General features: G+C 49.4%; 26 protein-coding genes and 3 tRNA genes. 24 read left to right on the top strand and 5 right to left on the bottom strand.

The annotated features are described in order from the left end of the window. From JTI98_RS13305 to sdiA, 8 genes are all read left to right on the top strand, one after another. Positions 1 to 119: flagellin (locus JTI98_RS13305; protein ID WP_252869639.1), on the top strand; the 119-nt coding region annotated here is incomplete at its 5' end. A gap of 162 nt (positions 120 to 281) precedes the next feature. Continuing rightward, positions 282 to 1,001, top strand: coding sequence for an RNA polymerase sigma factor FliA (gene fliA, locus JTI98_RS13310; protein WP_044257600.1), 720 nt, complete (start codon positions 282 to 284; stop codon positions 999 to 1,001). Positions 1,002 to 1,060: 59 nt separating this feature from the next. Next, a complete protein-coding gene (gene fliZ / locus JTI98_RS13315) occupies positions 1,061 to 1,612 on the top strand; it encodes a flagella biosynthesis regulatory protein FliZ (RefSeq protein ID WP_043000300.1) in 552 nt (183 codons plus the stop codon). Between the two features lie 87 nt (positions 1,613 to 1,699). Further along, complete coding sequence (tcyJ, locus tag JTI98_RS13320) at positions 1,700 to 2,500, top strand: cystine ABC transporter substrate-binding protein (protein WP_043000301.1); 801 nt, start codon at positions 1,700 to 1,702, stop codon at positions 2,498 to 2,500. 108 nt (positions 2,501 to 2,608) lie between these two features. Next, positions 2,609 to 3,595, top strand: coding sequence for a D-cysteine desulfhydrase (gene dcyD / locus JTI98_RS13325; protein ID WP_044257602.1), 987 nt, complete (start codon positions 2,609 to 2,611; stop codon positions 3,593 to 3,595). A 14-nt stretch (positions 3,596 to 3,609) separates the two neighbouring features. Beyond that, positions 3,610 to 4,278, top strand: coding sequence for a cystine ABC transporter permease (tcyL, locus tag JTI98_RS13330; protein ID WP_042318310.1), 669 nt, complete (start codon positions 3,610 to 3,612; stop codon positions 4,276 to 4,278). Next, on the top strand, positions 4,275 to 5,027 hold the full coding sequence (gene tcyN, locus JTI98_RS13335; RefSeq protein WP_216081358.1) for an L-cystine ABC transporter ATP-binding protein TcyN: 753 nt from the start codon (positions 4,275 to 4,277) through the stop codon (positions 5,025 to 5,027). Before tcyL ends, tcyN begins: the two co-directional genes overlap by 4 nt. 234 nt (positions 5,028 to 5,261) lie before the next feature. After that, a complete protein-coding gene (sdiA, locus tag JTI98_RS13340; RefSeq protein WP_216081359.1) occupies positions 5,262 to 5,984 on the top strand; it encodes a transcriptional regulator SdiA in 723 nt (240 codons plus the stop codon). A 66-nt stretch (positions 5,985 to 6,050) separates the two neighbouring features. On the opposite strand, the gene JTI98_RS13345 is transcribed toward sdiA, so the two are convergent. Next, positions 6,051 to 6,275 carry a DUF2594 family protein gene (locus tag JTI98_RS13345; protein WP_042318315.1) on the bottom strand — a complete coding sequence of 75 codons (225 nt, stop codon included), beginning with the start codon at positions 6,273 to 6,275 and terminating at the stop codon, positions 6,051 to 6,053. Between the two features lie 461 nt (positions 6,276 to 6,736). Between JTI98_RS13345 and uvrY the strand changes: the two genes are divergently transcribed. From uvrY to JTI98_RS13400, 11 genes are all read left to right on the top strand, one after another. Further along, entirely contained in the window at positions 6,737 to 7,393 is a 657-nt protein-coding gene (uvrY, locus tag JTI98_RS13350; RefSeq protein ID WP_216081360.1) for a UvrY/SirA/GacA family response regulator transcription factor, read from the top strand. Then, on the top strand, positions 7,390 to 9,222 hold the full coding sequence (uvrC, locus tag JTI98_RS13355) for an excinuclease ABC subunit UvrC (RefSeq protein ID WP_058588222.1): 1,833 nt from the start codon (positions 7,390 to 7,392) through the stop codon (positions 9,220 to 9,222). The genes uvrY and uvrC overlap by 4 nt, the downstream gene beginning before the upstream one ends. A gap of 56 nt (positions 9,223 to 9,278) precedes the next feature. After that, positions 9,279 to 9,827, top strand: a complete 549-nt coding sequence (pgsA, locus tag JTI98_RS13360) for a CDP-diacylglycerol--glycerol-3-phosphate 3-phosphatidyltransferase (RefSeq protein WP_042318323.1) — start codon at positions 9,279 to 9,281, stop codon at positions 9,825 to 9,827. 150 nt (positions 9,828 to 9,977) lie between these two features. Continuing rightward, a tRNA-Gly gene (locus JTI98_RS13365) sits at positions 9,978 to 10,053 on the top strand. A 49-nt stretch (positions 10,054 to 10,102) separates the two neighbouring features. Next, positions 10,103 to 10,176: transfer RNA gene (locus tag JTI98_RS13370), tRNA-Cys, on the top strand. Between the two features lie 12 nt (positions 10,177 to 10,188). Continuing rightward, a tRNA-Leu gene (locus JTI98_RS13375) sits at positions 10,189 to 10,275 on the top strand. Positions 10,276 to 10,483: 208 nt separating this feature from the next. Further along, positions 10,484 to 11,398, top strand: a complete 915-nt coding sequence (locus JTI98_RS13380) for an alpha/beta hydrolase (protein ID WP_216081361.1) — start codon at positions 10,484 to 10,486, stop codon at positions 11,396 to 11,398. Positions 11,399 to 11,995: 597 nt separating this feature from the next. Then, the gene (locus tag JTI98_RS13385) at positions 11,996 to 12,436 is read left to right on the top strand and encodes a hypothetical protein (protein WP_216081362.1); all 441 of its coding nucleotides are present in this window, start codon (positions 11,996 to 11,998) and stop codon (positions 12,434 to 12,436) included. A 38-nt stretch (positions 12,437 to 12,474) separates the two neighbouring features. Continuing rightward, entirely contained in the window at positions 12,475 to 15,054 is a 2,580-nt protein-coding gene (locus tag JTI98_RS13390; RefSeq protein WP_252869584.1) for an autotransporter outer membrane beta-barrel domain-containing protein, read from the top strand. A gap of 181 nt (positions 15,055 to 15,235) precedes the next feature. Further along, entirely contained in the window at positions 15,236 to 16,042 is an 807-nt protein-coding gene (locus tag JTI98_RS13395) for an AraC family transcriptional regulator (protein ID WP_058588332.1), read from the top strand. Between the two features lie 83 nt (positions 16,043 to 16,125). Further along, a complete protein-coding gene (locus tag JTI98_RS13400; RefSeq protein WP_058588219.1) occupies positions 16,126 to 16,746 on the top strand; it encodes a LysE family translocator in 621 nt (206 codons plus the stop codon). A gap of 118 nt (positions 16,747 to 16,864) precedes the next feature. Here JTI98_RS13400 and JTI98_RS13405 read toward each other — a convergent pair whose 3' ends face one another. Then, a complete protein-coding gene (locus JTI98_RS13405; RefSeq protein WP_252869585.1) occupies positions 16,865 to 17,233 on the bottom strand; it encodes a RidA family protein in 369 nt (122 codons plus the stop codon). 854 nt (positions 17,234 to 18,087) lie between these two features. Here JTI98_RS13405 and JTI98_RS21455 point away from each other — a divergent pair. The 4 genes from JTI98_RS21455 (at position 18,088) to JTI98_RS13425 (ending at position 20,560) form a co-directional block, all read left to right on the top strand. Further along, positions 18,088 to 18,444 (top strand): LuxR C-terminal-related transcriptional regulator, encoded by a 357-nt coding sequence (locus JTI98_RS21455; protein ID WP_371811934.1) that lies wholly within the window; start codon positions 18,088 to 18,090, stop codon positions 18,442 to 18,444. A 99-nt stretch (positions 18,445 to 18,543) separates the two neighbouring features. Next, positions 18,544 to 19,323, top strand: coding sequence for a winged helix-turn-helix domain-containing protein (locus JTI98_RS13415; protein WP_216081363.1), 780 nt, complete (start codon positions 18,544 to 18,546; stop codon positions 19,321 to 19,323). After that, a complete protein-coding gene (locus JTI98_RS13420; RefSeq protein ID WP_216081364.1) occupies positions 19,320 to 19,784 on the top strand; it encodes a hypothetical protein in 465 nt (154 codons plus the stop codon). The genes JTI98_RS13415 and JTI98_RS13420 overlap by 4 nt, the downstream gene beginning before the upstream one ends. Before the next feature lie 110 nt (positions 19,785 to 19,894). After that, the gene (locus JTI98_RS13425; protein WP_043000313.1) at positions 19,895 to 20,560 is read left to right on the top strand and encodes a YecA family protein; all 666 of its coding nucleotides are present in this window, start codon (positions 19,895 to 19,897) and stop codon (positions 20,558 to 20,560) included. Between the two features lie 27 nt (positions 20,561 to 20,587). Here JTI98_RS13425 and tyrP read toward each other — a convergent pair whose 3' ends face one another. Then, positions 20,588 to 21,799: a tyrosine transporter TyrP gene (gene tyrP / locus JTI98_RS13430; protein ID WP_216081365.1), complete on the bottom strand. Its 1,212-nt coding sequence runs from the start codon at positions 21,797 to 21,799 to the stop codon at positions 20,588 to 20,590. Positions 21,800 to 21,990: 191 nt separating this feature from the next. Between tyrP and JTI98_RS13435 the strand changes: the two genes are divergently transcribed. After that, positions 21,991 to 22,230, top strand: a complete 240-nt coding sequence (locus tag JTI98_RS13435) for a YecH family metal-binding protein (RefSeq protein WP_061077863.1) — start codon at positions 21,991 to 21,993, stop codon at positions 22,228 to 22,230. A 34-nt stretch (positions 22,231 to 22,264) separates the two neighbouring features. Here JTI98_RS13435 and ftnA read toward each other — a convergent pair whose 3' ends face one another. Both ftnA and yecR read right to left on the bottom strand, forming a co-directional pair. Continuing rightward, a complete protein-coding gene (gene ftnA, locus JTI98_RS13440; protein ID WP_216081366.1) occupies positions 22,265 to 22,762 on the bottom strand; it encodes a non-heme ferritin in 498 nt (165 codons plus the stop codon). Between the two features lie 182 nt (positions 22,763 to 22,944). After that, positions 22,945 to 23,280, bottom strand: coding sequence for a YecR family lipoprotein (gene yecR / locus JTI98_RS13445; protein ID WP_044327825.1), 336 nt, complete (start codon positions 23,278 to 23,280; stop codon positions 22,945 to 22,947). Between the last annotated feature and the right edge of the window lie 10 nt (positions 23,281 to 23,290).

Raw genomic sequence — 23,290 nt, forward strand, 5'->3', positions numbered from 1 at the left:
CTGACTACGCGACCGAAGTGTCCAACATGTCTCGCGCGCAGATCCTGCAGCAGGCTGGCTCTTCCGTACTGGCCCAAGCCAACCAGGTTCCGCAGACCATGCTGTCTCTGCTGCGTTAATTTACGCTTCTTGCGCAAACCCCGCTCCGGCGGGGTTTTTTCGTTCTGGCTTTACCGGTAACCCCTAAATAACCCCTCATTTCACCCACTATTCACCCGATTAAAACCCCTGCAGAAACGGATAATCATGCCGATAACTCATTTAACGCAGGGCTGTTTATCGTGAATTCACTGTATACCGCTGAAGGTGTAATGGATAAACACTCGCTGTGGCAGCGTTATGTACCGCTGGTGCGTCACGAAGCGTTGCGCCTGCAGGTGCGTTTGCCCGCGAGCGTAGAACTGGACGATCTGCTACAGGCGGGCGGTATCGGGTTATTGAATGCAGTTGACCGATATGACGCTCTGCAAGGAACGGCATTTACCACTTACGCAGTGCAGCGTATTCGTGGGGCGATGCTGGATGAACTACGCAGCCGCGACTGGGTGCCGCGTAGCGTTCGGCGCAATGCCCGCGAAGTGGCACAGGCGATGGGGCAACTGGAACAGGAATTAGGGCGCAACGCGACGGAAACTGAGGTGGCGGAGCGGCTGGCGATTCCTGTAGAAGAATATCGTCAGATGTTGCTTGATACCAACAACAGCCAACTCTTCTCCTATGACGAGTGGCGGGAAGAGCATGGCGATAGTATCGAGCTGGTGACAGAAGAACACCAGCAGGAAAACCCGTTACAACAGCTCCTTGAGAGCAATTTGCGCCAGCGCGTGATGGATGCCATTGAAGCCCTTCCGGAACGCGAACAACTGGTGCTCACGCTCTATTACCAGGAAGAACTCAATCTCAAAGAGATTGGCGCGGTTCTGGAAGTCGGAGAGTCACGGGTCAGCCAGTTGCACAGTCAGGCCATAAAACGGTTACGCACGAAGCTGGGTAAGTTATAGCGAACGACGTTGTCGGCGCTGAAAAATGCCGCACAACGTATTGACTACCAGGAGTTCTCATGACGGTGCAGCAATCAAAAAGACGGCCTCTAAGCCGCTACCTCAAAGACTTTAAACACAGCCAGACGCATTGCGCCCATTGCCACAAGTTACTGGATCGCATCACGCTGGTGCGCAAAGGGCAGATCGTCAATAAAATCGCCATTTCCCGCCTCGATACACTCATGGATGAAGCCGCCTGGCAGCAGGAGCAGAAAGAGTGGGTGGCGCTATGCCGTTTCTGCGGCGATCTGCACTGCAAGACGCAGAGCGATTTCTTCGACATCATTGGTTTTAAACAATTCCTGTTTGAACAGACCGAAATGAGCCACGGGACCGTACGCGAGTATGTTGTCCGTCTGCGCCGTCTCGGTAATCATCTCAGCGAGCAGAAAATTTCTCACGATCTGCTCCAGGACGGTTACCTTGATGAAAACCTGGCGCCGTGGCTGCCGGAGACCAGCACCAACAACTATCGCATCGCGCTGCGTAAGTACGCACAATATAAAGCGCATGCTCGCCCCGAGCAGCAACAGAATTCCTCCCTCCGGATGACTTCTGATATATATTAAAAATGAATAAGATGTAGCAGAGTGATTTATGTCGTTACCCATAAACGCTCTACACTACGGGCATTCATAACAACATTCGGGGTAAATATGAAATTAGCACTTCTGGGTCGCCAGGCGCTGATGGGCGTGATGGCTGTGGCGCTTGTCGCGGGAATGAGCGCAAAAACGTTTGCAGATGAAGGTCTGTTAAAGAAGGTTAAAGATCGCGGCACGCTGCTGGTGGGGCTGGAAGGTACCTATCCGCCGTTCAGTTTCCAGGGCGATGACGGTAAATTGACCGGTTTTGAAGTGGAATTTGCCGAAGCGCTCGCGAAGCATCTGGGCGTGAAAGCCACGCTGAAACCGACCAAATGGGACGGGATGCTGGCCTCTCTGGATTCTAAACGCATCGATGTGGTGATCAATCAGGTCACCATCTCCGACGAGCGGAAGAAGAAATATGATTTCTCTACCCCTTATACCGTCTCCGGTATCCAGGCGCTGGTGAAAAAAGGCAATGAAGGCGCGATTAAAACCGCAGCCGATCTGAAAGATAAGAAAGTGGGCGTGGGTCTGGGTACTAACTATGAAGAGTGGTTACGTCAGAACGTCCAGGGCGTTGATATCCGGACTTATGATGATGACCCGACGAAATATCAGGATCTGCGCGTAGGCCGTATCGACGCCATTCTGGTGGATCGTCTGGCGGCGTTGGATCTGGTTAAAAAGACCAAAGATACGCTGGCGGTCACCGGTGAAGCCTTCTCCCGTCAGGAGTCTGGCGTTGCGCTGCGTAAAGGCAATGAAGATCTGCTGAAGGCGGTGGACGCAGCGATTGCTGAAATGCAGAAAGACGGCTCGCTGAAGGCGCTTTCTGAGAAATGGTTTGGCGCGGATATCACCAAATAGTCCGAACGATATGAAAAAAAAGGCGCTTTAATCAGCGCCTTTTTTATTTCATGCGTTTGAACGTGCATAATAAAAAGAACATCACAACAACGAATAATCGGAGGCTTTATGCCACTGCACAACCTGACACGCTTTCCGCGCCTGGAATTTATCGGTGCGCCGACGCCGCTGGAATACCTGCCGCGCTTTTCTGACTACCTGGGACGGGATATCTTCATCAAACGCGATGACGTCACACCGATGGCGATGGGCGGTAATAAGCTGCGCAAGCTTGAGTTCCTGGCCGCAGATGCACTGCGTGAAGGCGCTGATACGCTGATCACGGCAGGCGCAATTCAGTCTAACCACGTGCGTCAGACGGCGGCGGTCGCCGCGAAGCTGGGACTGCACTGCGTGGCGCTGCTGGAAAACCCCATTGGCACCACGGCGGAAAACTATCTCACCAATGGCAACCGACTGCTGCTGGATCTGTTCAACGTACAGGTTGAGATGTGCGATGCGCTACATGCACCGGATGCCCAATTGCAAGAACTGGCCACCCGAATCGAAGCGCAGGGCTTTCGTCCCTACATTATACCGGTCGGTGGTTCAAACGCGTTGGGGGCATTAGGCTATGTTGAAAGCGCGCTGGAAATCGCTCAGCAGTGTGAAGGCGCGGTGCAGCTCTCTTCGGTGGTGGTAGCATCTGGCAGTGCAGGAACGCACGCCGGGCTGGCGGTTGGGCTGGAACAACTGATGCCGGATGTGGATCTGATTGGCGTAACCGTTTCACGCAGCGTAGCCGATCAAAAACCGAAAGTGGTGGCGCTGCAACAGGCTGTTGCCAGAGAACTGGAACTGACAGCGGCGGCGGAGATTTTGTTGTGGGATGACTACTATGCCCCAGGCTATGGCACGCCAAATGAAGAGGGGATGGAAGCCGTGAAGTTGTTGGCGCGTCTGGAAGGGATCCTTCTCGACCCCGTCTATACCGGAAAAGCGATGGCCGGACTGATTGACGGAATCAGCCAGAAACGCTTTAAAGACGAAGGCCCGATTCTCTTTATCCATACTGGTGGGGCGCCTGCGCTGTTTGCCTACCATCCACACGTGTAATTTCGGATAAGCTCATGCAAGAAAGTATCCAACTGGTTATTGATTCCCTGCCGTATCTGCTCAAAGGGGCGGTGTTTACGCTGCAACTCAGTATTGGCGGGATGTTCTTCGGCCTGCTGCTGGGATTTATCCTCGCGCTGATGCGCCTGTCGCCGCTGCTGCCACTGCGCTGGCTGGCGCGTTTCTATATCTCTATTTTTCGCGGTACGCCGCTTATCGCACAACTGTTTATGATCTACTACGGTCTGCCGCAGTTTGGTATTGAGCTGGATCCGGTGCCGTCCGCAATGATTGGCCTGTCGCTCAATACGGCGGCCTATGCCGCGGAAACGCTGCGCGCGGCGATTTCATCGATTGACAAAGGACAGTGGGAAGCGGCTGCCAGTATCGGGATGACGCCGTGGCAGACCATGCGTCGCGCCATTTTACCGCAGGCTGCCAGGGTAGCGCTGCCGCCGCTGAGCAACAGTTTTATCAGTCTGGTGAAAGACACGTCGCTGGCGGCCACCATCCAGGTGCCAGAACTGTTCCGTCAGGCGCAGCTGATCACCTCGCGCACGCTGGAGGTATTCACCATGTATCTCGCGGCATCGCTAATCTATTGGATCATGGCAACCGTGCTGTCTTCATTGCAGAACTACTTTGAAAATCAACTGAACCGCCAGGAGAGAGAGCCGAAATGAGTGCGATCGACGTAAAGAACCTGGTCAAGAAATTTCATGGGCAGACGGTGCTGCACGGCATCGATCTGCAAGTGCAGGCGGGAGAGGTGGTCGCGATCATCGGTCCCAGCGGGTCGGGAAAAACGACGCTTCTGCGCAGTATTAACCTGCTGGAACAACCGGAAGCGGGTACGATCACCGTGGGTGATATCACCATTGATACGGCGCGATCGCTCGGTCAGCAACGAACGCTGATTCGCCAGTTGCGCCAGCATGTTGGCTTTGTGTTCCAGAGCTTCAATCTCTTTCCCCATCGCACGGTACTGGAGAATATCATTGAAGGTCCGGTTATCGTGAAAGGCGAGGGCAAAGAAGAGGCGATGACGCGGGCGCGGGAACTGCTGGCGAAAGTGGGGTTGGCCGGGAAAGAGACCAGCTACCCGCGGCGCTTATCCGGCGGGCAGCAGCAGCGAGTGGCGATTGCCCGTGCGCTGGCCATGCGCCCGGAAGTGATTCTGTTTGATGAACCGACGTCTGCGCTCGATCCTGAGCTGGTGGGCGAGGTGTTGAGCACTATCCGTCAACTGGCGCAGGAAAAACGCACCATGGTGATTGTGACCCATGAAATGAGCTTTGCCCGCGATGTTGCGGACCGGGCGATATTTATGGATCAGGGGCGCATTGTGGAACAGGGGCCAGCCAAAGCGCTATTTGCCAATCCACAGCAACCGAGAACCCGTCAGTTTCTTGAGAAGTTTCTGCTGCAATGATTGGTTTTCTCCACTCGTCCGGGATTATCCCATTTCGGCCGAGTGGAGATGCATAAATAGTAATATCAGACGCATGACGATGAACGTATTTCCCTGGACAAAATACGCGAACTGAAACAACGCTCAAGTAATCTGCTCCCTGACCGATATTTTATACATCTACCGTATGTTTATGTGATAGGTTATTTCTCACATTTAAAATGATTATCACTCTCAAGGGTGCGAATACTGAGTATGCAGGATTTAGATTTCTTTACCTGGCGACGGACGATGCTGTTACGCTTTCACGAAATGACTTGCGCAGAAGACGTCTACAGCGAATTACAGCAGCAAACACAATTGCTGGAATTTGATTATTACGCGCTGTGTGTCAGGCATCCGGTTCCGTTCACGCGTCCTAAAATTTCCCTTCATACCACTTATCCCGATGCGTGGGTTTCGCAATATCAGGCGGAAAACTATTTCGCGATTGATCCTGTGCTGAAGCCGGAAAACTTCATTCAGGGACATCTGCCCTGGAATGACGCATTATTCAGTGACGCGCAGACAATGTGGGATGCTGCCCGTTCACACGGATTACGCAAAGGCGTCACGCAATGTCTCATGCTGCCAAATCGCGCATTAGGCTTCCTCTCGGTCTCACGGTCAAGTCTGCGTAATACGCCGTTTGCGGGCGATGAAGTCGAATTGAAACTGCAGTTGCTGGTGCGCGAAAGCTTAACGGCACTTTCCCGACTCGAAGATGAGATGGTGATGGCGCCGGAAATGCGCTTTAGCAAACGAGAAAAAGAGATTCTGAAATGGACGGCGGAAGGGAAGACTTCAGCTGAAATTGCGATGATTCTGTCGATATCAGAAAATACCGTTAACTTTCACCAGAAGAATATGCAGAAGAAGTTTAACGCGCCGAATAAGACGCAGATTGCGTGCTATGCCGCGGCGACCGGGCTTATCTGAAACAATAAACGTTCTGCGTGGCAGACGATAAACCGGCTGAAAGCACTGCTCTCAGCCGGTTTTTCTTTACTGACGGTAAGCTTGTTTAATTTGCTTAACAGTGCTGGAAAATACTGCAGCCTGCGCGTCGTCTTCGACCAGCGCGATCTGTTTTTCCATTTTAAGAATCACGCGGCCCGCATCCGCCTGGCCCATGGCTTGCAGCATCAGCGTTAACAGCGCCTTCAGGCAGGTGACTTCATTAGCCAGTTCTTGATTATTCTCGGCAGTGGAAAAATCAGGCGTACTCATTTATTTTCCTCGTAATGTTTCAGTAAAAATTTGCGATGATAAATGTTAAGGCCGCGGAGTATACCATAAGCTGAGGGAAAAATAGCAGTGGTTGTTTTTCGATCGGAAATCACACCAGCGGAGTTAAATTAAACAACAACATAAGAAGTCTATATTTTCCTCATTTATTGTTTATTCCGAGTATTTTACTCGTTAATTATTGTTACAAACTTACCTGTCTATTTAGCATTTAGGCGAGAGAAAGCGAGTTTTTGTCACTATTGTGAAACCTCGTTCCCGAAAATAGTGCGTGTAACTGGCTGTTCTTAGCCTAAGTTTCCACAAAGCGTACAGACTAATTTCCGAAAACGAGAGCAAAATCGGTTACCGGACGTTTTTTACGTTTTAAAGTTGAGATAAAACCCGCTAATATAGTGGCGATCCACTATCAGTAGCGTTATCCCTATTCTGGAGATATTCCTTTGATCAACGTTCTTCTTGTTGATGACCACGAACTGGTGCGCGCAGGGATACGACGCATTCTTGAAGATATAAAGGGTATAAAAGTTGTCGGTGAAGCAGGTTGCGGTGAGGATGCCGTTAAATGGTGTCGCGCCAACACCGTCGACGTCGTGTTGATGGACATGAACATGCCCGGTATTGGTGGCCTTGAAGCCACGCGCAGAATTGCGCGTTCAACTGCCGATATTAAAGTGATTATGTTGACCGTTCACACGGAAAACCCGTTGCCGGCAAAAGTGATGCAGGCCGGAGCCGCAGGTTACCTGAGTAAGGGTGCTGCGCCTCAGGAAGTGGTAAGTGCCATCCGCTCGGTTTATTCCGGGCAGCGCTACATTGCTTCTGACATCGCCCAGCAAATGGCATTAAGCCAGATTGAACCCGAAAAAACGGAAACCCCGTTTGCCAGTTTGTCTGAGCGCGAATTGCAGATTATGCTGATGATCACTAAAGGTCAGAAGGTGAATGAGATTTCCGAGCAGTTGAATCTCAGCCCTAAAACGGTGAACAGCTATCGCTACCGTATGTTCAGTAAACTAAACATTCATGGTGATGTAGAGCTGACTCACCTGGCAATTCGCCATGGCCTGTGTAATGCGGAGACGTTAACAAGCCAGTGAGCGATCAGTTTGACGCGAAAGCGTTCCTAAAAACCGTAACCAGTCAACCCGGCGTTTATCGTATGTATGATGCCGGTGGTACGGTTATCTATGTGGGTAAAGCGAAAGACCTGAAAAAACGGCTTTCCAGCTATTTCCGCAGCAACCTGGCTTCGCGTAAGACCGAAGCGCTGGTTGCCCTCATTCAGCAAATCGATGTGACGGTGACGCACACCGAAACGGAAGCGTTGCTGCTCGAGCACAACTATATCAAGCTGTATCAGCCGCGTTACAACGTGCTGTTACGTGATGACAAATCCTATCCCTTTATTTTTCTCAGCGCGGATACGCATCCCCGGCTGGCTATGCACCGTGGGGCGAAACATACCCGAGGCGAATACTTTGGCCCGTTTCCCAACGGCTATGCCGTCCGTGAAACGCTGGCGCTGTTACAGAAAATTTTCCCGATCCGTCAGTGTGAAAACAGCGTTTATCGCAATCGCTCGCGCCCTTGTCTGCAATACCAGATCGGCCGTTGCCTGGGGCCCTGCGTCGAAGGCCTGGTGAGTGAAGAAGAGTATGCGCAGCAGGTTGACTATGTTCGGTTGTTTTTATCCGGTAAAGATGACCAGGTCTTAACTCAACTGATCGCGCGGATGGAGAAAGCCAGTCAACATCTGGCGTTCGAAGAGGCTGCGCGTATACGCGATCAGATCCAGGCCGTGCGCCGGGTGACGGAGAAACAGTTCGTTTCCAACGCGGGAGACGATCTGGACGTGATCGGCGTTGCGTTTGATGCCGGGATGGCCTGTGTCCATGTGCTCTTTATCCGCCAGGGGAAAGTGCTGGGCAGCCGCAGTTATTTCCCGAAAGTGCCGGGAGGGACTGAACTGGGCGAAGTGGTAGAAACCTTCGTCGGGCAATTCTACCTCCAGGGCAGCCAGATGCGCACGTTGCCTGGCGAGATCCTGCTGGATTTCAATCTGCACGACAAAACGCTGCTGGCCGATTCGCTTTCTGAACTGGCGGGGCGTCGTATTAATGTGCAGACCAAACCTCGCGGCGATCGCGCGCGTTATTTGAAACTGGCGCGGACCAATGCCGCCACGGCGCTGACCACGAAACTCTCTCAGCAGTCGACCATTACCCAACGGTTGACGGCGCTGGCAACCGTGCTGAAGCTGCCAGCTGTAAAACGGATGGAATGTTTTGACATCAGCCACACGATGGGCGAACAGACGGTGGCGTCGTGCGTGGTCTTTGATGCGAACGGGCCGCTGCGTGCGGAATACCGTCGCTACAATATCACCGGCATCACGCCGGGCGATGACTATGCGGCAATGAATCAGGTACTGCGTCGCCGTTATGGTAAAGCCATCGAAGAAAGTAAGATTCCGGATGTGATCCTGATCGACGGCGGAAAAGGGCAACTGGGGCAGGCGAAGGCCGTTTTCGCCGAGCTGGATGTCCCCTGGGATAAAAACCACCCTCTGCTGTTAGGTGTTGCAAAAGGCGCTGACCGTAAAGCCGGTCTGGAAACGCTGTTCTTTGAACCGGAAGGTGAGGGATTTAGCTTGCCGCCGGATTCGCCGGCATTGCATGTGATTCAGCATATCCGCGATGAGTCCCACGATCATGCCATTGGCGGCCACCGTAAAAAACGGGCGAAAGTGAAAAACACCAGTACGCTGGAGACCATCGAAGGCGTTGGACCGAAGCGTCGCCAAATGTTGTTGAAATATATGGGTGGTTTGCAAGGATTACGTAACGCCAGCGTTGAAGAAATTGCAAAAGTGCCGGGTATTTCGCAAGGACTGGCAGAAAAGATCTTCTGGTCGTTGAAACATTGAGTCCGCTGTAGCAACATAGGGGTAAATTCTCTGACAACAGATAGTTACCCGTCACTATGCAATTTAATATTCCAACGTTGCTTACGCTGTTTCGCGTCATACTTATCCCATTCTTTGTCGTGGTGTTTTATCTGCCATTCACCTGGGCGCCGTTCGTTGCTGCGCTGATCTTCTGTATCGCTGCGGTGACCGACTGGTTTGACGGTTTTCTGGCGCGTCGCTGGAACCAGAGTACGCGCTTTGGTGCGTTTCTCGACCCGGTTGCGGATAAAGTGCTGGTGGCAATTGCGATGGTACTGGTGACCGAGCACTATCACAGTTGGTGGGTGACGCTGCCCGCGGCCACGATGATTGCACGTGAAATCATCATTTCCGCGCTGCGTGAATGGATGGCGGAACTGGGTAAGCGCAGCAGCGTGGCGGTCTCCTGGATCGGCAAAGTCAAAACCACCTCGCAAATGGCAGCGCTGGCCTGGCTGCTGTGGCGTCCGAATATCTGGGTAGAGTACGCGGGGATTGCACTGTTCTTCGTCGCTGCGGTCCTGACGCTGTGGTCAATGTTCCAGTATTTGAACGCCGCGCGTGGGGATTTGCTTGATCAGTGATCGTTTCGCCGTAAATTTCAGCAAACGAGCGTAAGTGGCGAAAAATATCGTTGACTCATTGCGTCAGGTAAGTAGAATGCAACGCATCGAACGGCAGCACAGATTGCCAGACGATAGTAAAATCAAGTGATTAACGATTTACTTGATGATGCGGGAATAGCTCAGTTGGTAGAGCACGACCTTGCCAAGGTCGGGGTCGCGAGTTCGAGTCTCGTTTCCCGCTCCAGATTAAGACATCGGCAGTTGCGGGTGTCAGTCGCAAGACAAAGATTTAAGGCGCGTTAGCAAAGCGGTTATGTAGCGGATTGCAAATCCGTCTAGTCCGGTTCGACTCCGGAACGCGCCTCCACTTTCTTCCCGAGCCCGGATGGTGGAATCGGTAGACACAAGGGATTTAAAATCCCTCGGCGTTCGCGCTGTGCGGGTTCAAGTCCCGCTCCGGGTACCATGGGAAAAGCAGAATAATCAAAGCAATAAGCAGTGTCGTGAAACCACCTACGGGTGGTTTTTTTGTGTCTGAAATTTGCCTCCAGATTGTCTGGTAACCGTCTGCGGGCGTCATTTCATGGACGAGAGTTCATGGTGTATTGTGGTGAAACCGAACGCGTTTTCTGTATACTGATCTCCAGTCTGGCGATTCGCAGTGAGGCGACATCATGTTAAGCATTGAAGCTAAGCGCAAAAGAGACGCACTTTTCAGGAATTACGCAAGCAATGTAGATTTCGTGCTTAACACGCCTCTTCATGAGCAAAGAAGAGTATGGGAAGAAGGGGCAAAGAATGTTCCGTTACCCGAAAATGTCAGCACAGAAGAAATTGATGAAGAGGGTATTTCAGCGGAGTGGGTGCGACATTCGCAGGCCGAAAAGCGGAAAGTTATTCTGTACCTTCATGGCGGAGGTAACAGTCAGGGATCAAGCATCACACACCGGAAACTGGTTGGACATATTGTCCATTGTGCAAACGTGAATGCCCTCACGCTCAACTATTCATTAGCTCCTGAAAATCCCTTTCCCGCCGGTTTGATGGATGCCAAATATGCCTGGCAGTGGCTATTAGCGCAGGGGTATCGGCCTGAAGAGATCATTCTTGGCGGTGACTCAAGCGGTGGAGGGCTGGTTTTATCTCTGCTCCTGCTACTCAAAAGTGAAAATTCTCCGTTGCCGCATTCCGGTTTTTTGTTATCTCCGATGCTTGATTACACCTTATCGGGCGACAGCATCTCTTCCTGTGCAGATAAGGACCCGCTGATCGTTATTGAGGATTTGCGGCAAACCGTCGCATACTATTGTTCTGATGCCGAAACCTCAAATCCGCTGGTTTCTCCTCTTTTTGGCGATCTGACTGGACTTCCCCCTCTCCTGGTACAGACAGGAAGCGATGAATTACTTCTCGATGACGCGATCCGCCTTGCAAAACAGGCGACAGAGGCGGGTGTTAACGTTCAAATGGAAGTCTGGAACGGTTTATGGCACGTCTTCCAGTCATCCGCAGGCAAGATACCGGAAGCAAATCGCGCAATACGCCGAATTGCTTCCTTTATTCATTCGCAGCCGCTTGAGGCGTTGTAGAGGGGACTTCAAACAAAGCGCGTCAATATAATACGCAACAGAGATATATTGGGTCTGTAAAAAACCAGGAATAATCCAGTCCCTATTTAACAAGTCAATGATAAAAATAGAATGATATTTTCACAAATAAATAGCTCTATACATTTGGCATTTTTCTGGCTATATTTAATACGGGTGATTTCTATTCTTCATCTTTCAGTAGATGAAATCATCTGATGTTACGAGAGTATTTTATCATTTAACATGAAGGCCATTATTCTGAAACGTACAGTTTTGGTGGTTTTCTGTGCATCTAATTTTATATTCTACCGGCTTTTATATGACGCCTGAAAAGTAATATTTCTTTTAAAAACAAAGAGAATTCTTATCAGGAGTATTGGTTTTTAATAAATCGGAATAATGGGAATTGGGTGCTAATTATCTTAATTAGCAAGGTTATACGCTGTTATTAAGAACCTGATATTGATGAAATATATCGTAGTGAGGAGATAGTGTTATTGTTTTATTTAAAATCATTAGCCGGGGAATTTTCTTTCTGGGGAAAAACGTTATCGCAGCGACACTGGCAATGAAAATGCTTATCAGGAGGACAGACAAATGATTCAAGGGATATTGAAAAAGATATTATTAGCAGCTTCAGGTTGTACCGTTATAGTCGCTTTTCCTGTCTACACGGAAGAATTAGTCAGCTGGAATTACACCACCGGCATAAACCAGATTGCTTCGGGTGATCATACCGTAACGGCGGGTGATGTGTTGCTGGATGCCAGCGGATATACCGGAATGTTTTATTACCAGCGTTCAATACTTAATACGACTAATGGCAGGATGAATATTGACATTGCTCAGGGCAAGACATTGAGCATTATAGGGTTTAATAATAATCCCGTTGATAACAGTTCTGCGGTTTATGCCTGGAAAAGAGGAACACTTAGCGGAACGATGACCTTTACCGGAGGCAATGTTGTCGTCAGCAATGTTGTTAAGACAGCTCTTCCAATATCTATGGCCTCTTCGCCGGGCCAGGAGGGGTATTAAATTTTGAGAGCGATGGCGCAAATAAAATCAATCTCTCTGTGCTCGTGCCTCTGGCCGATGAGGTTTCTACGCACCGCCATGGTATTGGTCTTTATGAGGGGGAACTCAATTTTGACGGAGGGCAGTTTTACATCAATGTTGATGGCGATCCGGGGAGTTACTCGATTGACAGACGCATCGGGATACTGATGTCCGGAGGCAGTTCATTGAACGTCAGGGCAGATAACATTCTGATTGATACAAATGAGTCTGCAATCATGGTCGGGAGAATTGCAGGATCGGCTAATTATCCGCTGGCCTATAATGTCGTCAACAACGCGAATCTGGAAGCAAATTTCATCCATCTGAAAAGCAGCCAGGGTATTTTATCCAGAGTGGGTAGCGATTACCTCACCCGCTCGCGTTTCACCTTCACCGGCACTACGCTCATTGAAGCTATTGTCCATGGAGATATAGACAATCTTTTTGGTGACAATGTTGGGGGGGATATTCTTTCTGCTAACTCGACAGATTTTGTCTTTAACAGCGACACGACCCTGATTGGTGAAAACCTGACGCCACTCGGTACGCGTGGTGAACATGAACACGAATATCTTGGATGGTTAGATGGGCACTGGCTTAGAGGCGTCGCGCTGATGGATACCTCATCATTAATCGCCAATGCGGATTTCAAACTCCAGAGCAACGGGGGATATTACAACACGGGACTCTACCTGTGGGAAAGTCAGGCCCTCTTCAAAGGGAGAACGTCTATTTCCGTATTAAACGGCGTGGATACAACTCGGGGTGTCTATCTTTATGGCAGTCCCGAAGAAACGACTTATGCTGAATTTCAGGATGACCTGACGGTTTCCACTTCAGGTTCTCAGGCGGAGTATATTTCCGGGATTGAAGTTCTTGCCGGAGGCAAAGCGGACATTCAGAAAGGGTTATTTATCAATGATAATCCTGCGATAACCTGGTCGCTGATTTCATCAGGCGCTGGAAGCCTGATTGATGTGAACACATCAGAAACCGGAACCGTTCAGATTGACGGCGATATTGGGGCGACAAACGGCGGTACGCTGAATATGACCCTCAATAATGCCAACTCCTGGTTAACCGCGGCCAGTTATACCGCAACAACAACGTCGACCAGCCAGGGTGTCGTAGACATGAATATCACTAACGGCGCGGTATGGAACATGACTGGCAATTCGCATGTCACTAACCTGTCGCTGTCGGGCGGGCGCGTGAATATGCTGGCGCCGGGCAATACTGGCGCGTTTAAGTCTTTGACTGTGGAAGGCGATTATACCGGCGGTGGCACCCTGATGATGAACACGGTACTCGGAGGGGATAACTCCGCAACGGACAAACTTATCGTAGAGGGAAATACCTCCGGCCACACGTTGGTGGCAATCAATAATATTGGTGGCATGGGCGCGCAGACGGTCGAAGGGATTGAAATTGTCAATGTTGCAGGAAACTCCAGTGGGACTTTCGAGAAAGAGAGTCGCATTGTTGCCGGTGCGTATGATTACAATGTGATCCGGCGCGGCAGCAACTGGTATTTAAGCAGCACTGGGGGGCTGAGTGACCCCGTTGACCCGGGCGTGCCAGCTTCGCCAGAAATCCCGCAGGTACCGGTTCACCCTGGTGGTCCTTCACAGGTTCGCCCGGAATTTGGCAGTTATCTGGCTAATAACCTGGCTGCCAATACCCTGTTCATTTCGCGGCTTCACGATCGTCTTGGCGAAACGCAGTATACCGATGCGCTAACTGGTGAGAGTAAAACTACCAGCATGTGGATACGCAACGTGGGAAGTCATACGCGCTTTAACGACGATAGCGAACAGTTAAAAACCCAGAGCAATAGTTATGTGCTGCAACTTGGCGGCGATCTGGCGCAGTGGAGTTCAGATGGTCTGGACCGCTGGCATCTTGGGCTAATGGCGGGTTATGCCAACAGCCGTAGCCGCACCACATCAGCGTTAAATAACCATCATTCCCGTGGTTCGGTCGACGGTTACAGTGTGGGTCTGTATGGTACCTGGTATGCCAACGAACCTGATCAATCCGGAAGCTATGTGGACACCTGGATGCTCTATAACTGGTTTGATAACACCGTCAATGGTCAGTATCAGCCAAGTGAAACGTATAAATCCAAAGGCATCACGGCTGCGGTTGAGGCGGGTTACAGCCTGAAGGTTGCAGAAAGTCAGCAATTGACCTACTGGATCCAGCCCAAAGCTCAGATCGTCTGGATGGATGTGCAGGCGGACGATCATCGGGAACGTAATGGCACGCCGGTGAAGGCGGATAGCACTGGTAATCTGATGACCAGTCTGGGTGTCAGAGCATACGTCAATCGTAAACCCTCCTTCGAAGAAGACAAGATGGCAGGCATCCAGCCATTTGTTGAAGCGAACTGGATCCACAACTCACACAGTCCGCGAGTGACCATGGGTGAGATGCCAAATGACGTCCAGGGAGTAAAAGATTTGGCAGAACTGAAAATTGGTGTGGAAGGACAACTCTCCTCTCGCTTGACGGTCTGGGGAAATATCTCCGGGCAAGTGGGGAGCGACCACTACAGCAATGCCCAGGGCATGGTGGGTGTGAAATACAACTGGTAAGCATGGGACTGGATATTCCATGAGAAGGGTGAGGGGCAGGGTAAAATCTGCTCCTTTTTTATTCGGGCCTGAGTCGAGTCTGTTCCAGCTAATTACAAAAGATTGGTCGTCTGTCTTCGTTTCAGAGGGTATCTTGAGAGAATCGATGTTTATCTCCCTCCATGACCATGAGAAAACGACCATGAAAAAAGACGTTCATCAGGTGAAGCAGTACCGTCGTGTGATACCTGATGTTGAAATACTGTCGTTATATTCAGCGCGCGCGTTCCCTCGTCACTCTCATGATCAATTCGGCATTGGGGTTTTCATCCAGGGAAGCCATCGCTCTTGGAGTAATATCGGCAATGTAAATGCGGTAACAGGGGATATCATCATGGTCAATCCCGGCGAAATTCACGACGGGATCCCCGCTACGGGTCCGCGGGGCTGGCATATGTTGTATATCAATCCTGACGTCTTTATAAAAGAATGGAATACCGACATACCCACAGGTGATTTAACCCTGAAGCCTGTGGCTAACGATCCTACTCTTGGTCTGATGATTAGGCAGTTTCTTCATCAGCTCGCTGCCGATGATCCTGATGCTATGGCGATTGAAGAGATGATCATGCGTTGCCTTATGCAGGCTGGACGGCACCACACCCTTTCTGCCGCACCGCGTATTCTGCCTTCTCCGACAGTACGACGGGTAAAAGAGTTCATTGATGATGCCCCGGAGGAGAACATGACATTGACAAGATTAGCCAGTCTGTGTGACATCTCCCGATTCCAGCTCATTCGCCGTTTTTCCAGGGAGGTGGGGATGACGCCGCATGCTTATCTTTTACAGTCCAGAGTTCGGCTGGCAAAAAAACTCTTGGCACAGGGCAAGAGAACTGTTGATGTTGCATTAATGGCTGGTTTTTCCGATCAAAGCCATCTGACTCATGCATTTCAGAAACAGACAGGCATCACGCCGGGGCAATATCGTTCCGCGATGGTGGATTAACCGTCTGCAATTTTCTACAAGATCTGTAGGGGTACCCTGATAAACACTGACTCTCCTGTTTTGTGTTTACCAGAGATAACGCCATGCTAATCAGTATCGAATTCTTATTAACCTCTTTGATTGTGATTATTTCGCCGGGAACCGGTGCTATCTACACCATCGCGATGGGGCTGTCGCGGGGGACAGCGATGAGTTTGCTGGCTGCAGTGGGATGTACATTAGGGATTGTTCCGCATATGTTGGCCGCCATCACGGGATTAGCCGCCATTTTCTACTCCAGTGAAATGGCGTTTACCGTCATCAAATATGCCGGGGTCGTGTGGCTGTTATATATGGCGTGGAATATCATAAAAGAGAAATCAACATTACAACCGGATGATTGCGACATTTCTCAGTCAAGGGTAAAAGTGATCCTGCACGCAATATTTATCAATCTGTTAAATCCCAAGTTGTCACTGTTCTTTTTGGCCTTCCTTCCTCAATTCATTCAAACCACATCAACCGCACCGGCAACCGATATGTTAATACTGAGTCTGATCTTCATGTTAATGACGCTGCTCGTGTTCATGTTGTATGGTGTTTTTTCATCCTTTATGCGCACGAAGGTATTAAACCACCCGATGATTTTGTCGGGACTACGGATCCTGTTTTCATGTGGTTTTGTGGGTCTGGCGGTGAATTTATTGTTAACCCAGCGTAGTTAGCGCGAGTCAGGTCTATGGCATACTATTTCTGTGGGAAGGTTATTCCTGAGAATTGCTCTTGCGGTGAGTTTATTCATTACGCCGCAAGAACGCTCTGTAATAGGATGGGATATTATCGTCAAGCAATGGCGTCAAGTTGAAACAACATTCCTGATGTGCCTCCGCGATGAGCAAATTCAGTCTGAATGGATTTTCTGGCCGGAAATTGGCCATGAAAGCGCTGCTTCATGACGTTCTCCATCACCGGAATATCCCACACGTCGCGGAACAGCGCATCAATTTTCACGACTGACTGCAGCGTCAGACCGATAGTGCTTAGCCTTTCACTCAGATTATCAAACGCGCCATTGATTTGTGCCTCAATGGGTTGTCCGATATTTCCAACACAGTAACTCACAAAGATAAAACCGCCAGCCTCAACCATTCCGGCAAGCGCCCAGTCTTCATTTATTTCATGCCTTGTAATCGTCGTCATAATGTAAGTCATTATCCTTTGGTATTACATGGGGTCGTTTCTGTCACCATACTAGCCTCAGACATTCTCATGATAAAGGGATCTTTCAAAGATGAGAAATAAAAAAAGTCAAATGTCCTTAAAGATATTTTTATCATTTTTTATAAATACTCCGACGTGGTTAATGCGTTTCTCCAGAGGGGAGGCTTCTCGATCCAGGTAAGAAAATAACATTATTTTTAGTAAGTAACATTCGGTGTAAAGAATGAGTAACGTATTTAAACTTCTTATGGTCAGTGAGAAACTCAGGCTGCTTATCCCGGCGTCATTGCATGAGACGGGTGATCTCAGGACTGCATCACTCATCAATATTCCTTTAATATGATTTTATTGTGTGCTGACAGTTTAATGTTTTTGTTTTATCTTATTGTAAATCATACGGTTACAAACATGATTTTTACTTGAGATGTCTGATGTTCTTCATTTAAGGTCGTTTAAGGCTATTTAAAATGACAGTTTAAGATATTTACAGCAATAATCAATATCACAAAGAGGGTAGCTGTCTTTATTGTGTTTTTGTTTGATTTTTTCAATTAATTTTCAGGAATGTATCGCCAGGCGAAAGGAATCGACTCAGTGGAAACGGTAAAAATATAATGTTGTAATAGATGAATTTAGCATGCAATTTTAAATCCTGGAAATATCGCTGTTACGAGTGGAGCTAATGAATAATGCATATATTCTCACATGACCAGTACTTTATTGCTGGTCTGCAGCAAATACTGTTCTTTAGTGGTCTTGATAAATCACCTGAGATTGTTGTTTTTGATCCAGGAGGTGGTACTGTTTATATTACAAACAGTATTGAATGTCTGCGTGCGGATACAATGGATACGTTAACGCATTTTACACAACTACGATGCTATTCATTGACCCGAAATGCGCCTTTAACGGAGTACTTTTACGTACTGGATCAGCTAAAGCAGAATAAGCGGATCCCTCTGCATACCCGATCATTGTCGAACAGGGAACGGATAATCATTGAATATTATCTGGCGGGACTCGGAAAGCGCGCCATTGCACGAAACATGCTGCTCAGCGAGGGAGCTATCAGCAATAGTCAGTTAAGAGCGTTGCGGAAAATGAATATGAAGAATATTGCATTGTTTCTTCAGGTTATGCGCAACTGGTGCGTCTTCAGAGCCAAATATTCCTGTGAACGCAGTATCACATTTTTGCCATAGGCTTTAAGAATTATCGATTATTCCATTGGGCAACATGTCCAGGGACGACACGGTGATGAAGAACCATTTTAGGGGGATAACGGGATTTATCCAAAGGACATGGCGATGATATTGTACTTAATTAATGGAACAGTAGAGTTCAATCCGCAGACCAGAAGCCTGAAAAATCAATCAACTGGAGAGGTTGTTTATTTACAGCAACCCGCCACGGCATGTTTCCTTTATCTTATTTTGAATCAGGGTAGGGTCATCGCGCAAAAAGAACTGGTAAACGAAGGCTGGAAAGCGCGTGATGTTGTGACCCTGCCCAATACGTTTTATCAGACTATTTTAACATTACGTAAGACACTGGAAGAGATAGGATTACCAAGACATATGGTAAAAACTATTTCCCGTCAAGGACTAACATTATCATCAGATATTGTGATTGAACCGTTTCCTCTTCAGAATCTTGCTATTTCTGAAAATTCAGCAATCAAAACGCTAACCAGTGAAAAAGAATGCACCGCAAGCATTCTACCGAACGAATCCCGCGGGCTACGCATTGGAATATCCTTTTTCTTTATTGTGACGATAATAAACTGCATGTTTATGTATCAGAATCGATTGAAAATGCCATTTCAGAATTTTGTGGCCCTGCACATGGATAAGAAAAATGATAATCGCTGCCATGTCTATTATGAAGTGACGCAGTCGGTCACTGATAATTACGCTGCGCTGATAAAAAAATATCCGAACTTTTGCCAGGACAACAATTATATCTTTCTCTCTGATTACGCCAAAACCGGACGTGCTGTGGCTTTTGTGTGCAACAAAGATGTTCGATCTGACACTGAGGCATTTTGTTCATCTCATTTTTTCTGGAATTTACACCAATGAGTAAAAATACGGTTGTATTACTCCTGATTTGGTTGTTCAGCACATCGGTGATTTCCGGTATTTACCTGTTATATCTGCTATTCAAACCGTCATACCTGGATTGTATTGGTGATGCTGACTGGAATGTTGGTGATGCCCGTTTCGTTGGCGCGGTTTCCTATCAGATGCACAAGCGAGAAGGGCTGGCCGTCATTACGGGTAAAGTGGATGGCGAGACAAAGATTAATGTCAATCGGCTGGTCTATTTTAACTATACCCAGCAGTTCAGAACGCGGATTTTACATACAGTACGCATTGTCAAAACTTTTTCCGATACCGTGACGGATGAAAAACTCGAAAAGATATTATCTCCATTCTTTTTGAAGAAAGGTGGTGAATTGACCCTGACCGTGGATGAGTATCAATCTGCGTATGTCTTTTCAAACGCCAATGTGCCGTATCTGTTTTGCAGAAAGAAATGATGAGGAGAATGGATGCCCATGTGAGGTGTCCCACGCGGCAATCAGTATCCGTTTCCTCGTTCGCCATGTAAGATAGCCGCTGGCGAGAGTGTTTACCGAGGACAAGTATGATGAAAACGGGACCGTTGAACGAAAGTGAACTGGAGTGGCTGGATGATGTGCTGACCAAGTACAACACCGAACATGCCATTCTTGACGTGGCAGAACTGGATGGACTGCTGACGGCTGTACTCAGTTCACCACGTGAAATTGAGCCAGAGCAGTGGCTGGTTGCCGTATGGGGTGGGGCGCAATATGTGCCGCGCTGGTCCTCTGAAAAAGAGATGACGCGTTTTATGAATCTCGCTTTCCAGCATATGGCGGACACCGCTGACCGGTTGAATGATTTCCCGGAACAGTTTGAACCGCTGTTTGGTCTGCGCGAAATTGAAGGGCGCGAGATTACCATTGTGGAAGAGTGGTGCTTCGGCTACATGCGCGGCGTTGCGCTTTCCGACTGGTCCGCGCTACCGGATACACTGAAACCCGCTCTTGACGCCATTGCGTTGCACGGTACAGAAGAGAATTTCGAGGTGGTTGAGAAACTCACCCCGGAAGCGTTTGAAGAAAGCGTTGAGGCGATCCGCCTGGCAGCGTTGGATCTCCATGCATACTGGATGGCGCACCCGCAGGAAACGCCAGTGCAGGTGCCAGTGAAAGCGGAAGTGAAAGTCGGCCGCAACGATCCGTGCCCGTGTGGAAGCGGTAAAAAATACAAGCAGTGCTGTCTGCACTGAAAAGAAAGGGGCTGACGCCCCTTTTCTTTATCCCACTTCGGGCAGCAGTCCGGCGGCAATCAGAAATTGTACGCCGATCACCACAATGCCACAGGTAAACACCAGTGCCAGTACGGGGCGTCCGCCCAGTACGCGATAGCCCGCCTGCGGATTCTGTTTACGACTCTGCCATGCCAGCAGTGAAGGGATGATCAGCGCCAGCACTGCCAGCGCGACGCCGGCGTAGCCCAGCGCCATCACAAAACCACGTGGATAGAAGAGGGCGAAAGCCAGCGGTGGCAGAAAGGTGATTGCGCCCGTTTGCAACCGGCCAGCGGCTGTATTACGGCGCTGAAACAGATCGGCCAGATAATCGAACAGCCCCAGTGCGACGCCGAGGAAAGAGGTTGCCAGCGCTAAGTCAGCAAAAAGGTGCACCGCCAGCTCAACGTGCGGCGAGGCAACGACCTCCCGTAACGCCTGCAACAAACCATTCAACCCGGCATGATTTGCCAGCAGTCCCATAAATGTTGTGGAGTTGATGCTACCGAGCGTCGCCAGTTGCCAGAAAATATAGGCCACTAACGGAATCGCGCTGCCGATAATAAATACCCACCGCAGTTTGCGGATGTTGCCTTCCATGTAACTCACGATGCTGGGGACGCTGCCGTGAAAGCCGAAAGAGGTGAAAATGACCGGGATAGCCGAAAGCGCCAGCCCCTGCTCAAGCGGCAGGGTCAGAAGATTGACTTTATGAATGTGCGGCATCAGCAGCGCCAGCATCACGACCAGAAAAATAATCTTGGCGCTAAAGAGAAAGCGGTTAAACAAATCGACCAGCGAGGTGCCCACGCAGACGACGCCACCGGCAACAAAGGTGAACAGTAATACGCCAGCGGTGGGGGACATTTCGCTTCCGGTCCAGTCGCTGATACTGGAGGCGAGTAACTCACCCGCGCCGCTGATATAGGCAGCGGTCAGCGCATACATCAGGAACATCATACTGAAGCCGGTTATCCACTGACCATAGCGTCCCAGATAGCGCTTAGCCAGCGTCCCTAAACCGGTGTCAGCCGGGACGTGCTGATACACTTCAAGCAGCAACAGCGCGGTGTAGCACATCAATGCCCACAACCCAATCAATAACGCTAAAGTGACACCAAAACCGACCCCGGCGGCCGCCAAAGGCATCGCCAGCATCCCTGCGCCAATCGTGGTGCCTGCCACGATGAAAACACTTCCCAGAGTTCTATTCTTCACGCTTTACACTGTCCCAGAGAAAAACAACGGTTAGATCTGCGGCGCAGGGTAAGGCAAAACGCTATTTTCGTCAAATGACCGTTACATCGACTGTATAAGAATATTTACACTCTAAATGAGCGCAACCTGCGTTGGCGCAAAGCAGCGGATGCCGTTTCGCCGTAGGCTACGCACTTTATTGAGGAGGAATGATGGATTCTGTTCATGGTCACGAAGTGTTGAATATGATGATTGAGTCAGGCGAGAACTATTCTACGGCTAGCCTCGAAGCTGCGATTAAGGCGCGGTTTGGCGAAGCGGCGCGTTTTCATACTTGCTCAGCGTCGGACATGACGGCGGGAGAACTGGTGGCGTTTCTGGCGGCGAAAGGGAAATTTATCGCTCAGGATGACGGTTTCTCTACGCACGAAAGCAAGATATGCCGTCATTAAGAAAACGGTGAGGAATTTCCTCACCGTTTTATGATTAATTTGCGGTATCGAGCGTCGACAGCTCTTTATCGATAAAATACAAACCTTCGCCGCTTTTTCCTGCCAGCGTTAATTTATTAATCACCGATTTAAACAATTTCTCTTCTTCATGCTGTTCGGCAACATACCATTGCAGGAAATTAAAGGTCGGATAATCCTGACTGGTCATTGCGGCATGCGCCAGTTCGTTAATTTTCTGGGTGATCAACTGTTCGTGTTCGTAAGTCACACGGAATAACTCATCCAGCGATGCATATTCAGCAAAAGGCGATGAGACGGTATTAATGCGCGGCAGGCTGCCGGTATCGGTCAGATAGTCAAACAGACGCTGCATGTGCGTCATCTCTTCCTGCGCGTGGCGACGCAGGAACGCGGCGGCGCCTTCAAAGCTGTGGTAGCTACACCAGGCACTCATCTGCTGATAGAGCAGGGAGGAATATAATTCCAGGTTCATTTGCTCATTCAGTTTGTCGATCATTTCTGTTTTCAGCATGACTTCGCTCCACAAAATTCATAAATATGTTGATGTGGCGTCACTATAATTTGTTATTTAAATATTTGCAAAAGGTAAAATAATAAATTTAATTATTAAAAATACGAATGGGAATAAAACGCATTTGCGCTATAAAATAATTAGCGCGGGATAAATCAGGCCAGTTAATACTGGCCCGTAAATTAATAATAATGAGGTGTTGCTTGCGAAATGGCGATGCCCTGACATTGCCAGGAGAGTGTAATTTTCGTGTTCATACACAGGGAGCCTGCATACACACTGCAGGTGCTGACGGGTTGACCGAATGGCTGGGCGCTGGCATAGCCTAGTTGCTGACATGCGCGCGTGGCGGTGCCCTGGGCGATATAATCGTCGGTATAGGCGTTTTGCAGCATCGCCTGATCGTAACTCAATCGCACAACGCCGGTTGTCGCGCTGGCATCACTCACCTGTGCCTGTCTGTTGATCGCGCATCCCGTCAGGAGTATCAGTGAGAGGGCAATAAAAAGAGTCTTCATGGTATCGCTC

The sequence above is a fragment of the Citrobacter sp. MGH 55 genome (assembly GCF_016906145.1).
Taxonomy (GTDB): Bacteria; Pseudomonadota; Gammaproteobacteria; order Enterobacterales; family Enterobacteriaceae; genus Citrobacter_A; species Citrobacter_A amalonaticus.